10 protein-coding genes and 1 tRNA gene are annotated in these 13,917 nt (G+C 61.3%); 7 read left to right on the forward strand and 4 right to left on the reverse strand.

What is annotated here, in order from left to right:
• Nucleotides 1-2: 2 nt before the first annotated feature.
• From NKH13_RS22560 to bglA, 3 genes are all read left to right on the forward strand, one after another.
• Nucleotides 3-1,631, forward strand: a complete 1,629-nt coding sequence (locus NKH13_RS22560) for an alpha-D-glucose phosphate-specific phosphoglucomutase (RefSeq protein ID WP_352914440.1) — start codon at nt 3-5, stop codon at nt 1,629-1,631.
• 401 nt (nt 1,632-2,032) lie between these two features.
• A complete protein-coding gene (gene glgX / locus NKH13_RS22565; protein ID WP_352914443.1) occupies nt 2,033-4,039 on the forward strand; it encodes a glycogen debranching protein GlgX in 2,007 nt (668 codons plus the stop codon).
• Entirely contained in the window at nt 4,029-5,657 is a 1,629-nt protein-coding gene (gene bglA, locus NKH13_RS22570) for a beta-galactosidase BglA (RefSeq protein WP_352914446.1), read from the forward strand. Before glgX ends, bglA begins: the two co-directional genes overlap by 11 nt.
• Nucleotides 5,658-5,673: 16 nt before the next feature.
• On the opposite strand, the gene NKH13_RS22575 is transcribed toward bglA, so the two are convergent.
• The 3 genes from NKH13_RS22575 to NKH13_RS22585 are packed head-to-tail and all read right to left on the reverse strand — an operon-like array spanning nt 5,674 to nt 8,111.
• The gene (locus tag NKH13_RS22575) at nt 5,674-7,458 is read right to left on the reverse strand and encodes a pilus assembly protein TadG-related protein (protein WP_352914449.1); all 1,785 of its coding nucleotides are present in this window, start codon (nt 7,456-7,458) and stop codon (nt 5,674-5,676) included.
• A gap of 1 nt (nt 7,459) precedes the next feature.
• On the reverse strand, nt 7,460-7,939 hold the full coding sequence (locus NKH13_RS22580; RefSeq protein ID WP_352721220.1) for a TadE/TadG family type IV pilus assembly protein: 480 nt from the start codon (nt 7,937-7,939) through the stop codon (nt 7,460-7,462).
• The gene (locus NKH13_RS22585; protein ID WP_352914451.1) at nt 7,920-8,111 is read right to left on the reverse strand and encodes a hypothetical protein; all 192 of its coding nucleotides are present in this window, start codon (nt 8,109-8,111) and stop codon (nt 7,920-7,922) included. Before NKH13_RS22585 ends, NKH13_RS22580 begins: the two co-directional genes overlap by 20 nt.
• A 209-nt stretch (nt 8,112-8,320) precedes the next feature.
• Between NKH13_RS22585 and NKH13_RS22590 the strand changes: the two genes are divergently transcribed.
• From NKH13_RS22590 to NKH13_RS22605, 4 genes are all read left to right on the forward strand, one after another.
• Nucleotides 8,321-9,913 carry a peptide ABC transporter substrate-binding protein gene (locus NKH13_RS22590; protein ID WP_352914453.1) on the forward strand — a complete coding sequence of 531 codons (1,593 nt, stop codon included), beginning with the start codon at nt 8,321-8,323 and terminating at the stop codon, nt 9,911-9,913.
• 165 nt (nt 9,914-10,078) lie between these two features.
• Complete coding sequence (locus NKH13_RS22595; RefSeq protein WP_292653620.1) at nt 10,079-11,002, forward strand: ABC transporter permease subunit; 924 nt, start codon at nt 10,079-10,081, stop codon at nt 11,000-11,002.
• Complete coding sequence (locus NKH13_RS22600; RefSeq protein ID WP_352914456.1) at nt 10,995-12,113, forward strand: ABC transporter permease; 1,119 nt, start codon at nt 10,995-10,997, stop codon at nt 12,111-12,113. Before NKH13_RS22595 ends, NKH13_RS22600 begins: the two co-directional genes overlap by 8 nt.
• A 1-nt stretch (nt 12,114) precedes the next feature.
• Complete coding sequence (locus tag NKH13_RS22605) at nt 12,115-13,734, forward strand: ABC transporter ATP-binding protein (RefSeq protein ID WP_352914459.1); 1,620 nt, start codon at nt 12,115-12,117, stop codon at nt 13,732-13,734.
• Nucleotides 13,735-13,804: 70 nt separating this feature from the next.
• On the opposite strand, the gene NKH13_RS22610 is transcribed toward NKH13_RS22605, so the two are convergent.
• Nucleotides 13,805-13,881, reverse strand: a tRNA-Pro gene (locus NKH13_RS22610).
• Between the last annotated feature and the right edge of the window lie 36 nt (nt 13,882-13,917).

A 13,917-nucleotide genomic window follows, 5' to 3' on the forward strand; every position in this document is an offset into this window, starting at 1 on the left:
TGATGATCCGCACTATCGCCACCAAACCCTATCCCGACCAGAAGCCCGGCACCTCCGGGCTGCGTAAAAAGGTCCCGGTGTTCCAGCAGGAGCACTATGCCGAGAACTTCATCCAGTCGATCTTCGACGCGCTGGACGGATTCGAGGGAAAAACCCTGGTGATCGGCGGCGACGGCCGCTTCTATAACCGCGAGGTCATCCAGAAGGCCATCGCCATGGCCGCGGCAAACGGCTTCGGCAAGGTGATGGTCGGGCAGGGCGGCATCCTGTCGACGCCGGCCGCTTCGCATGTTATCCGCAAATACAAGACCTTCGGCGGCATCATCCTGTCGGCCAGCCACAATCCGGGTGGCCCGCATGAGGATTTCGGCATCAAGTACAATGCCAGCAATGGCGGCCCGGCGCCGGAAAAGCTGACCGACGCGATCTTCGAAAAAACCAAGGCGATTTCGAGCTTCAAGATCGCCGATATCGGGCCGGTCGACATCGACACGATCGGCACGGTCAAGGCGGCTGACATGACCGTCGAAATCATCGATCCGGTCACCGACTATGCCGAACTGATGGAAAGCCTGTTCGATTTCGATGCCTTGCGGGCGCTGTTCAAATCGGGCTTCCGCATGCGCTTCGATGCCATGCATGCGGTGACCGGCCCCTACGCCAAGGAGATCCTCGAAAACCGGCTCGGTGCGCCGAACGGCACCGCCCGCAATTTTATCCCGCTGCCGGATTTCGGCGGCCACCATCCCGATCCCAATCTGGTGCATGCAAAACACCTCTACGACGAGATGATGGGGCCGGATGCGCCAGACTTTGGCGCTGCCTCCGACGGCGACGGCGACCGCAACCTGATCATCGGCAAGGGCATTTTCATCACCCCGTCGGATTCGGTGGCGATGCTCGCTGCCAATGCCCATCTGGCTCCGGGCTACAAGGCCGGGCTGAAAGGCATCGCCCGTTCGATGCCGACCAGCGGTGCTGCCGACCGCGTCGCCGAAAAGCTCGGCATCGGCATCTACGAGACGCCAACCGGCTGGAAGTTTTTCGGCAATTTGCTCGATGCCGGCATGGCAACGATCTGCGGCGAGGAGAGTGCCGGGACCGGCTCCAACCATGTCCGCGAAAAGGACGGCCTGTGGGCCGTGCTTTTGTGGCTCAACATCCTTGCCGTGCGCGGCGAAAGCGCCAAGCAGATCGTCACCCAGCATTGGGCGGCCTATGGCCGTAACTACTATTCGCGCCACGACTACGAGGAGGTCGAGACCGATCGCGCCAACGCGCTTGTCGACGAGCTGCGCGCCAAGCTTGGCTCGCTGCCTGGCACCAGCGTGCGCGGCATGACGATCGCCAGCGCCGATGATTTCGCCTATCACGATCCGGTTGACGGCTCGGTCAGCAAGAACCAGGGCATCAGGGTGTTGTTCGAAGGCGGCTCACGCGTCGTCTTCCGCCTGTCAGGCACCGGCACCTCGGGCGCGACGCTACGTCTTTATGTGGAGCGCTACGAGCCGGACAACAGCCGCCACGATCTCGACACCCAGGAGGCGCTTGCCGACCTGATTGCGGCCGCCGACGACATTGCCGGGATTCGCAGCCATACCGGTCGCGCCAAGCCGAGCGTGATTACGTGAGCTTGGCATCCAACTTTGTCCTCGCGCTTATCAGGAGGGTTGGACCGTATTGCCGATCGGGGTGCTGCTTTCGCGACGCAGATATTTGACAGGTCGGATGTGCTTGCGCTGGCGGATCGAATGCCTTGGAGATCGACCACAACACCTGTCGTTTCCTCATCCTGGGGCGAAGCAAGGAGCGAAGCGACGCGGCGCAGACCCCAGGATCCATGCCATGACTCCAGAGCGATGCCACGGTGCAGAATTCTGTTCGGCCGTGCACTTCGGCCGAGGCCACGGCATGGATCCAAGGGTCTTCGCGACGAAGCTTCGCTCCTGCTTCGCCCAGGGATGACGAAGTTGGAGAGGCCTGCTCGGCCAATCCCGAACCTTTGCGCTGCTCAACAACAAGGTTGGTCCGCGTGAGCCAGCTCGGCGCAACCATCACCAAGGAAGGTATCCGCTTCGCCGCATGGTCCTCGTCGGCTCGGCGCATCTGGGTCTCGATCTTCGACGAGCGCGGCAACCGCGAGATCGACCGGCTTGAACTCCAGCCCGAGGGCGACGGCGTGCATACGCTTTTTGTTGCCGGTCTCGCCGCCGGCACCCGATACGGGTTCCGCGCCGACGGCGACTACGCGCCGGAACACGGTCTCTGGTTCGATCCCGACAAGCTGCTGGCCGATCCCTATGCCGTCGAGATCGACAGGCCCTATGCCTATGACGGCCGGCTGGCCGCGCGCCGGGGCGAGGCGGCCGACACGGCGTCGCTGATGCCGAAGGCCATTGCTGGCGCCTTGCCGGAACCCTTGCCTGCCTTGCCGCCTCTGTTTCGGTCCGGCGGCCTCATCTACGAAGTGCCGGTACGCGCCTTCACAAAGCTGCATCCGGACATTCCCGAGAAGCAACGCGGCACCATTGCAGCGCTCGCTCATCCCCTTGTTGTCGAGCATCTGCAAAAACTCGGCGTCGCAGCCATTGAGTTGATGCCGGTGACTGCATCGATCGACGAACGGCATTTACCGCCGCTCGGTCTGCGCAACGCCTGGGGTTATAATCCCGTGACCTTCATGGCGCTCGATCCGCGACTGGCGCCCGGCGGTCTGGCCGAGTTGCGCGCCACGGTTGCCGCGCTGCGTGAGGCCGGCATCGGCGCCATCCTCGACCTGGTGTTCAACCACACCGGCGAAAGCGACCGGCTCGGCCCGACATTGTCGCTGCGCGGGCTCGACAACCGCGCCTACTACGGGCACGAGGCCGACGGCGCTCTGGTCAATGACACCGGAACCGGCAATACGCTCGCCTGCGATCATCCCGTCGTCCGGGAAATGGTCCTCGACGCACTTCGTCACTTTGCCCAGCACGCCGGTGTCGACGGATTCCGCTTTGATCTGGCGCTGATCCTCGGCCGCGTCGACGGCGTTTTCGACGCTGATGCGCCGCTGCTGAACGCCATTCGCAACGACCCTGTTCTTGGCGACCGGGTGCTGGTCGCCGAGCCCTGGGACATCGGACCGGATGGCTATCAGCTCGGCAATTTTCCGCCGCCCTTCCTCGAATGGAACGACAGATGCCGTGACGATATCCGCCGCTTCTGGCGCGGCGACGGCGGCATGATCGGCGCGCTGGCGACGCGGCTTGCCGGTTCGTCCGACGTCTTTTCCAAAGCAGGCCAGACAACGAGCCGCAGCGTCAATTTCATCGCTGCGCATGACGGCATGACGCTGGCCGATATCGTTGCCTATGAGCACAAGCACAACGAGGCCAATGGCGAACAGAACCGCGATGGTCACGACGACAACCTGTCCTGGAACAATGGCGTCGAGGGCAAGGCCGACGACCGCGCAATCGTTACGGCCCGTTTCGATGACCAGCGCGCGCTGCTGGCGACGCTCTTTGCCTCGCGCGGCACGATCATGCTGACGGCCGGCGACGAGTTCGGCCGCACGCAACGCGGCAACAACAACGCCTACGCGCAGGACAATGACATCACCTGGCTCGACTGGGCCGGGCGCGACCAGGCGCTTGAGCAGTACACCGTTCTGCTCGCCAAGATGCGTCGTGCCGTGCCGGCGCTTTTGGACGCAAGCTTTCTCACCGGCGAGCCAGCGGCCGGCTCGGAAATGCCAGACGTTGCTTGGCTGACTGAAACCGGCGTGACGCTCGACGAGGCAGCCTGGCACGATGCCACGCGGCACCGGCTGGTCATGGTTCTCGCTAGCGATCGGGACAGTCGTCTTGCAGTGATCATCAATGGCGACCGCCGGGCCTGCATGTTCACGCTGCCGGAACGGGCGGGTTTTCATTGGCGCCCAGCCATCGAAACGGATAGTGGCGATATCTCACGGCCGGTGCCTGGGCGAACGGTCATATTCATGATCGAACGCAGGACCGCGCAGGCGGGCGCAGAGGAGAGCCATGATGGCTGACAATGCCGAATGGTGGCGCGGCTGCGTCATCTACCAGATCTACCCGCGTTCCTTCCAGGACACGACAGGCGACGGCAGCGGCGATCTCAACGGCATCACCTCGAGGCTGGCCCATGTCGCATCGCTTGGTGTCGACGCAGTTTGGCTGTCGCCTTTCTTCAAGTCGCCAATGGCCGACGTGGGCTACGACGTTTCGGATTACTGCGCCGTCGATCCGATGTTCGGCACATCAGAGGATTTCGACGCGCTGATTGCAGAGGCGCATCGACTCGGCCTGAAGGTGATCATCGACCAGGTCTTGTCGCATTCGTCGGATCGGCACGAATGGTTCGTCGAAAGCCGCACGAGCCGCGACAACCCCAAGGCCGACTGGTACGTCTGGGCCGATGCGAAGCCCGACGGCACCGCCCCTAACAACTGGCTGTCGCTTTTCGGCGGCCCGGCCTGGGAATGGGACGCAACGCGCAGGCAATATTACCTCCACAATTTCCTCGCCTCGCAGCCGGACCTTAATTTCCACAATCCGCAGGTGCAGGACGCCTTGCTGGAAACGGTGCGGTTCTGGCTCGAGCGCGGCGTCGACGGGTTTCGGCTGGACACGGTCAACTACTATGTCCACGACCGCTGGCTGCGCAGCAACCCGCCTTTGGCGGAAAGCGTCGCCGGCGTCAATACGGCAACCAGCACCTATCTTTACCAGGAGCATCTGTTCGACAAGAGCCAGCCGGAAAACCTGGCTTTCCTCAGGCGCTTCCGGGCCTTGCTTGACGAATATGAAGGCCGCGCCGCGGTCGGCGAGATTGGCGACGAAACCCGTTCGTTGCAGACACTCGCCGCCTATACCGGCGGTGGCGACAAGCTCCAAATGTCCTACACCTTCGACCTGCTCGGCCCGCAATTCTCGGCGGCGCATGTGCGTGGCTGTGTCGAGGCCTTCGAGAGTACGGTGTTCGACGGCTGGGTTTGCTGGGCATTTTCCAACCACGATGTCGTGCGCCATGTCAGCCGCTGGGCAAGGCAGGGCGGCGCGCCGGACAAGCTGGCGAAATTCTCGATTGTGCTGCTTTCCTGCCTGCGCGGATCAATCTGCCTCTACCAGGGCGAGGAGCTCGGGCTGGAGGAGGCCGAACTGGCCTTCGAGGATTTGCGCGATCCTTTCGGCGTCCGCTTCTGGCCGGCAATCAAGGGGCGGGATGGGTGCCGAACGCCGATGGTCTGGGAGGCTAGCGTCGACAATGCCGGCTTTTCGACCGGCAAGCCGTGGCTTCCAATCCCGGCAAGCCATCGCGCCCGGGCGGTCGACGTCCAGTACGGCGAGCAAACCTCCGTCCTGGCGAGCTACCGGGCGATGCTGGCCTTGCGCAAGCAGCATCCGGCGCTGGTTCGAGGCTCGATCCGGTTCCTCGATGCCGAAGGCGACGTCCTTGCTTTCGTTCGAGAAGGCGGTGACGAAAAGCTGCTCTGCGTCTTCAATTTCGCCGACGAGTTGGCCGACTGGCAATTGCCGCCAGATCTGGATGCGATAGAACCGATAGATCTTGGCGGTGCTGACGGGGTCTTGCAGGAAAGAACTCTGTCGCTGTCGCCGCTAGGCTGCTTCCTCGGCCGGATCGGCTGATCTCTATTTCATCATCTCATTGAACAAGCACAGAGCGCCCGCAAGTCGCGCCGACAACCCGGACATCGGCCTCGCCGACATGCACACCAAGCGCCGCAAGCACGTTATAGACCAGTGCGTCGACCGGCGCCGTCACGCCGTTCAGAACCGTTACCACCGCCGGCTTAACCGTTCCGAGCAGGGCCGTCACGTCCAGCCCGAGGCCCAGTGCATTGACCGAGAGCGAGAGGCCGCTGACCAGCGATGTCGTGAGTGATTGCGTCAGGTTTTTTGTGGCGACAGTTTTTATCGTCTTGTTGGCGATATCGGTGCTGTCGAAGGTCAATGTGGTCGGATCGTTGTTGGTGATGGCAAGTGATGAAGAACCCTTCACATCGAGCAGATTGAGGGTGAGCAGCAGAAGCTTCACGCTTACCTGTGCAATCGTGGCATCGGAGAACGATTGCGGATTGCTGAAATCGGCGAAGGCCGATGGGTTGTTGTCGGCGTCGCTGGCGGCAAGGTGCAGCGAGGCCACACCGGGCTGCGCGGCGATCGAGACCTTGATGCTATCCGGCCGGCCCGTCGGGCAGCTGATGTCGGTTAGCTTGGCTTCCGCATAGGCGACTTCGACATGCAGAGGCAGGTTGACGGACAGCAGACTGATGCCGCCGCCGAGACTGGAATTGCCGATGCCGACTGTGGTGACCAGCTTGATGCGCGTCTGCGCGGTGCGCACCACGGTGCCTTTTTCCCCGACGGCCAGCCAGGGTGAATATTGCATCGGTTCACCGATAGCGATGGCGAGCGTGGTGGAGGTAAGTCCCGGAATAGTGGCGCCGAGATCGACCTGGACCTGGTTTGAGCCATTGGCCAGCGAGGCGGCGGCACCCAGCATGCCCATCGCGCTTGCGTCGACGGAAAAGCCGGGAGACTTTTGTCCGAGGCCGAGCCTACCGATCGAGCCAAGATCGATAAGATGACTGAGGGGTATCTTGACCGCGTTGGTGGCCCTGGATGCGATCGTCTGCAGCACAAGTTTGCTGGCGCTGCCCGACCCGGACGCATTGGCCATGGCGGTCGCGATCTGGCCTACCGTCGCTTTTGACGCCAGCACGTCGGAATAGCTGACACCTGTTAGTTGCAACTGTACGGCAAGGGCATCGACGAACGAAAGCACGTTGACATCGGCCGAGATCAGCGCGTTGTAGTCCATGACGCTGAGCGAGATGTTGGCGCCCAGCAGCTTGCTGAGAAGCGCGTTGAGGATGCCGCCATTGACGCTGAGCAACCTGGACCCGACCGAGAACATCGCTTGCGGGGTCACGCTGGCAATGGCTTCGGTGCCGACAACCGGGGTAGGGATGAGCGAACTGGCGAAATACCGGGCGGGGATTTTTTGGAGAGTGACGCGAACGGCGTTGTAAGGCGTTTTACCGGCTTCGAAGCGCTTGTCGACTTCGACGGAGGACGCCGCTGAGTATCGGCCGCCGGTGACGGACACGACGGTTTTCCCAACCGTGGGAACGATTGTCTCACCTGGCTTTTGAACAATGATGCCGGGCATTCGGTTGTCACTGAGCGTGGTTACCGCCGCGGCTTCCATATTGTTGATGTTCGACGCCGCGGTGATCGCCGCCAGATCGGTCATCGCCTGGGCTTCCCTGCGCTCCGTGTAGATCGAACCTTCGTCGACAGCGAAGGCCGCCAGCCCCAGCGCGAATGGCGCTATCAGCGCCGTCATGACGGCAAAGTTCGCCTTCTCGTCGCCAACCATCGAGCCAGCGATCCGGCCGATGCCCCTCAGCAAGAACTGCGACATTTCAAATGCCTCCAATCCTTATGGTAGACCTGCGTGAGATCGTGGTTTGGGGCATTGCAACGCTTGGTAACAGGTTCCAGATCGGCAGGTTGCTGGCATCGTACTGGATCGACACGACGAACTGATTTCCGTCGGCCGTGCTGTCCGTCGCCTGATAGGTCAGCTTGCCGGAATCGACGAACGGGTATCCACTGGCATTGTTTTTGACGAAACCGGCCACCAGCGCCTGGCGCTCGGTTTGATTCAATCCGGCAATTGCAGTGCGGGCGGCATCGGCGGCGATCTGCTGCAAGGAGTTGCTTGCACCAAAATAGATACCATATGCAACCATTCCGAGTATGAGCAGGATAAAGACCGGTGAAAGCAGGGCGAATTCGACCGCGGAAGTTCCCGACTCATCTCCAATTTTGCGTAGATTTGTCCTTATTTGGCGCGATATTTTACGCTTTAATGCGACAGTATTACTGTCTATCTTGTTCATTGCCCTTGCCCGTTGGACCATAAGGTCGATCTGCCGAACCCATCGAAATTTGTAACCCTTGGTTGCCTAAGAACCAATTAATACATTCCGGTAAACTGAAATGATCGGCCAGATTATTTCCCAGATCGGCGTTCTGGCCAGGAAACCCAGCCAAACTCATGGTTTCGATCATTGATTGGCCGCTCGCAAAGCGACTGCCCCGGCCCCCTTACTTTGGGTGACCCCGAGAGTCTGTTGAAATAAAAAATCTCCACGTTACTGTTTGGCCACCAGCTGCCGGAAAGGGAACCGGCTGCGCGCTCGAAAGGAACCAATCAATCGGTTTCGGGGCGTCAACACTTAGAGACGTGGCTGAAGGGCGACGTCATTAGGGAGAACTCCATGCTGAAACATGTGCTGAAGGCGACGGTACTCGCCACGACCATGGTCTTGGCCGCCGGTACGTTCTACACGCCGGCTTTCGCCGAAACCGTCTACAACCGCGGAGCCGCCGCCGAAGCGGAGACGCTCGATCCGCACAAGACCTCGACGGTCTACGAAGCCGATATCATACGCGACCTGTTCCAGGGCCTCGTCATGCATGACCAGAAGACGAATCTCATTCCGGGCGCCGCCGAAAGCTGGACGGTGTCCGACGACGGCACTGTCTACACCTTCAAGTTGCGCAAGGACGGCCTCTGGTCGGATGGCAGCCCGGTGACGCCGGACGACTTCGTTTATTCGTTCCGTCGGCTGGAAGATCCGGCCACCGCTGCCGAATACGCTTCCATGCTCTATCCAGTGAAGGGTGCCGAGGAAGTCAACACCAAGAAGGGCAAGCCGGAGGAAATGGGCGTCAAGGCGATTGACGCAAATACCCTCGAAGTCACGCTCAAGGCGCCAACGCCTTACTTCCTGGAGATGCTGACCCATCAGGCGACCTATCCGGTTAATAAGGCGTCTATCGAAAAGCTTGGCGCCGACTGGATCAAGGCAGGCAAGCTGGTCTCCAACGGGGCCTTTACAGCGGCGGAGTGGATTCCCAACGACCATCTGAAGCTGGTCAAGAATCCGAAATTCTGGGACGCCGCGAGCGTCAAGTTCGACGTGGTCAACTACATCCCGACCGAGGATCGCTCGTCGGCGATGAAGCGCTTCGAGGCCGGCGAACTCGACAGTTACGGTGACCTGCCGACCGAACAGCTCGCCGACCTCAGGGCCAAATTCGGCGACCAGGTCCGTGTCGGGCCATATCTCGGCACCTACTATTATGCGATCAAGACCGACAAGGCGCCGTGGGACAATGTCGAACTGCGCAACGCCATCTCGATGGCGATCGATCGCGACTTCCTCGCCGAAAAAGTCTGGCAGAATTCGATGCTGCCCGGCTATTCTATGGTGCCTCCGGGCATCGAGGGCTACACGCCGGCACTGGCCAAATACGCCGACATGTCGCAGATCGACCGCGAGGATGAAGCCAAGAAAATCCTGGAAAAGCTCGGCTATACGCCCGAGCATCCGTTGAAGATGGAAATCCGCTACAACACCTCGGAAAACCACAAGAACACCGCTGTCGCCATCCAGGAACAGCTGAAGCCGCTTGGCGTCGAGGTCAGCCTGCTCAACACCGATACCAAGACCCACTACTCGTTCCTCGAGCAGAAGGGCGACTATGACGTCGCGCGTGCCGCCTGGATTGCGGATTACAAGGATCCGGAAACCTTCCTTGGCATCTCCCGCAAGGCCAGTGGCAACAACTATTCCATCTACAACAGCCCGAAATACGAAGAGGCCATGGACAAGGCCGCCGCCGCCGGCGGCAAGCCCGAAGAGCGTATGAAGGAACTCGCCAAGGCCGAGCGCATCCTCGTCGATGAGGTCGGCAACATTCCGATCCTCTACTATAGCTATCACGACATCGTTTCCTCAAAGCTGCATGGCTTCGACGACAATGTGATGGACATCCATCCGTCCCGCTTCATCAGCAAGGACTGACCCTTAGCCAGGCCGCCGCGCACCTCAATGCCCGGCGGCGCTGGTTTGCCATCGCATCGGCCCGGGAACCGGATTCGATTTTCGACAATGTCGGTGCGAAGATTTGAAGGCTAGAGCGCAATCGTCCAGCTGGACGCGCGCTGCTCTGGATCAAGCGGGGCATCGATGCTGCGTTACGTATTTCGGCGGCTGCTGACCGCCATCCCGACGCTATTCGTCATCGTGACCATAGCGTTCTTCCTGATACGCGTCGCACCGGGCGGACCGTTCAACCAGGAGCGGGGCCTGAGCCCCGAGATCAGAGCTAATCTCGAAGCCCAGTTCGGCCTCAACGACCCGCTCTGGCTGCAGTACCTCCATTATCTAGGCAATCTTCTGCGCGGCAATTTCGGCCCCAGCTACAACATGCCGGATTTCACCGTCGGCGAGCTGTTCAGGGAAGGCCTGCCGATCTCGATCCAACTCGGCGCTTCGGCGCTCGTTCTGGCGCTGCTCCTCGGCAGCGTGCTCGGCACTGTTGCCGCGCTCAACCAGAACAAGCTTGCCGACTATTCGGTGATCGCGCTGGCGACCGCCGGCAGTACCATACCGACCTTCGTCATCGCCCCGGTAATCCAGCTTGTATTCGGATTGACCTGGAAGCTGCTGCCGATCGGTGGCTGGGGCGATGGAGCCCTCATCAACAAGGTCGGCCCGGTGCTGACGCTCGCTCTGCCGCAGATCGCCATCGTCGCCCGCCTGATGCGCGGCTCGATGATCGAATCGCTGCACTCGCATCACATCCGCACCGCGCGCGCGCTCGGCCTGTCCGACTGGTCAGTCGTCGTCAAGCATGCGCTGCGCGGCGCCATCCTGCCGATCGTCTCCTTCACCGGTCCGGCAGCCGCAGCCCTTCTCACAGGCTCGATCATCGTCGAGACCATCTTTTCTATCCCGGGCATCGGCCGCCATTTTGTCGTTGCCGCGCTAAACCGCGACTACACTCTGGTGATGGGGACGGTGGTGGTCATCGCGCTCTTCACCATTGTCTTCAACCTGATCGTCGACGTCCTCTATGGGGTCGTCGATCCGAGGGTGCGCTATGACTGATATCGCAGTTGCCGCACCGGTCGTCGGCCGATCCCTGTGGGGTGACGCCTGGGCGCGCCTCAAGGCCAATCGCGCGGCCATGTTCAGCCTCTATTATCTTGCCTTCATCGCCGTCATCAGCGTGTTTGGGCCCTATTTCGTGCCGCACCAATACACAACCATCTATGCCGACTATGTCCGGACGCCGCCGAGCTTCTCCGCCTATCCGAAGGCCGACATGATCGAAGGCGCTCTCGATGAGGCGATCAGGCGTATGCGCGTCGACATCAAGGAGTGGCGGCAGGAGGGCAGCCGTGTGTTCGTTACCGTCAGATCGTCCAAGCAGATCGACGACCGCAACATTCGCTACCTTGATCGTTCCGATACCTTTGATGACACAAAGATCGAGAGCAAATCGCCGGATGGTCTCGAAATGGTGATGAGTGCCTCGATCAAGCAGCAATATTTCCTGTTCGGCACCGACAATACCGGCCGCGATCTCCTGTCCCGAACGCTGATGGCCGGGCGCATATCGCTGGCCATCGGCCTGCTTGCCGGCATTGTGGCCGTGGTCATCGGCGTGCTCTACGGCGCCACCGCCGGCCTCGCCGGCGGCAGGGTCGACGAGGTGATGATGCGTATCGTCGACGTGCTCTATTCTTTGCCGTTCATCTTCTTCGTCATTATGCTGGTGGTGTTTTTCGGCAGGAATTTCGTGCTGATGTTCCTGGCCGTCGGCGCCGTACTGTGGCTCGACATGGCGCGCATCGTGCGCGGACAGGCGCTGTCGATCCGCCGGCAAGAATATGTCCAGGCGGCGGAGGCGATGGGCGTCAGGCAGCGCGGCATTCTGCTGCGCCATGTGATCCCCAATTTGCTCGGGCCGGTGGTGATCTACATGACGCTGCTGGTGCCGCAGGTCATCATCCTGGAGAGTTTTTTGTCGTTCCTCGGGCTCGGCGTCCAGGAGCCGATGACCAGCTGGGGCGTGCTGATCTCGGTCGGCGCCCAGAACATCGGCTCGGCCAACTGGCTGCTTTTGTTCCCGGCCTTCTTTCTCGTCTCCACGCTGTTCGCGCTGAATTTCGTCGGCGATGGGCTGCGCGACGCGCTCGACCCGAAGGATCGTTGAGATGGCTGCTTCCGAAACCATCCTCAGCGTCAAGGACCTTCGCGTCCGCTTCCGCACCCTCGACGGTGTGGTGGAGGCGGTGAAGGGCATCAACATCCACGTCAAATCAGGCGAAACCGTCGCCGTCGTCGGCGAATCCGGTTCCGGCAAGAGCCAGACGATGATGGCGGCGATGAGCCTGCTCGCCTCGAACGGCGAAGCCACCGGCACCGTCGATTATCGCGGCCGCAATCTTTTGACCTTGAGCAAGCCCGAGCTCAACAAGATCCGCGGCCGCAAGATCAGCATGATCTTCCAGGAGCCGATGACTTCGCTCGACCCGCTCTATTCGATCGGCAACCAGTTGATTGAACCGATCCGCAAGCATCGTGGACTTGGCGCCGCCGAAGCACGCGAGGAGGCGCTCAAGTTGCTGCGGCTGGTCCATATTCCCGATCCGGAGCGGCGGATGAACTCCTATCCGCACGAGTTGTCGGGCGGTCAGCGCCAGCGCGTCATGATCGCCATGGCGCTGGCCAACGACCCCGACATACTGATCGCTGACGAGCCGACGACCGCGCTCGACGTGACCATCCAGGCGCAGATCCTCATGCTGCTCGCCGAACTGCAGCGTAAGCTCGGCATGGCGATCGTCTTCATCACTCACGATCTCGGCATCGTCAGGCGCTTTGCCGATCGGGTCTATGTGATGCGCTATGGCGAGGTCGTCGAGGAGGGCGAGGCGGAAGCGATCTTCGCCAACCCGCAGCACGCCTATACCAAGATGCTGCTCGCCGCCGAACCGACCGGCACCAAGGCGCCGCCGCCTCCGAATGCCCCTGTCCTGCTTGAAGGCAGGAACGTCGAGGTGACCTTCAAGATCGGCGGCGGATTTCTTGGCGGAGAACCGCTGATATTGCGCGCTGTCGATCGCATTTCGATCCAGCTGAGGCGTAACCAGACCATCGGCATCGTCGGCGAATCCGGCTCGGGAAAATCGACGCTCGGCCGCGCCTTGCTGCGGCTCCTGCCCAGCGACGGCATCATCCGGCTTGGCGACCGCGACATTTCCCACGCCGACCGGCAGGCGATGCGGCCGCTGCGGCGCGAATTGCAGCTGGTTTTCCAGGATCCATTCGGCTCGCTATCGCCACGCATGACCGTCGGCCAGATCATCACCGAGGGGCTCCTGGTCCACGAGCCCAATCTGTCGGGCAGGCAGCGCGATCTCCGCGCCGTCGACGCCTTGCTCGAAGTCGGGCTCGACCCCAATACGCGCAACCGCTATCCGCATGAATTCTCCGGCGGCCAGCGGCAGCGCATCGCCATTGCGCGCGCCATGATCCTCAAGCCGAAAGTGGTGGTGCTGGACGAGCCGACCTCGGCGCTGGACCGCTCGGTGCAGAAGCAGATCGTCGAATTGCTGCGCAAGCTGCAAGCCGACCACGAGCTGTCCTATCTGTTCATCAGCCACGATCTCGCCGTCGTGCGCGCCATGGCCGACTACATTATCGTCATGAAGCAGGGCAAGATCGTCGAGGAGGGACCGGCCGAGGCGATCTTCAGCAACCCGCAGGCCACCTACACACAGACGCTGATGGCCGCGGCCATCGACGTGACGCGATTTCGCCTGAGCGCATAGCGCGATTGGTCAGAACTGCGGCGGATGGTGGTCGTTTCGGGAACAAGAACAGCTAAGCCGCTGTTTTTTCTGGTCGGAGTGGCAGGATTTGAACCTGCGACCCCATCGTCCCGAACGATGTGCGCTACCAGGCTGCGCTACACTCCGTGACCAGACCGCGGGCTTATAGCCGCCGCGTTTGGT

It is taken from the genome of Mesorhizobium sp. M1348, assembly GCF_040317925.1.
Lineage (GTDB): Bacteria > Pseudomonadota > Alphaproteobacteria > Rhizobiales > Rhizobiaceae > Mesorhizobium.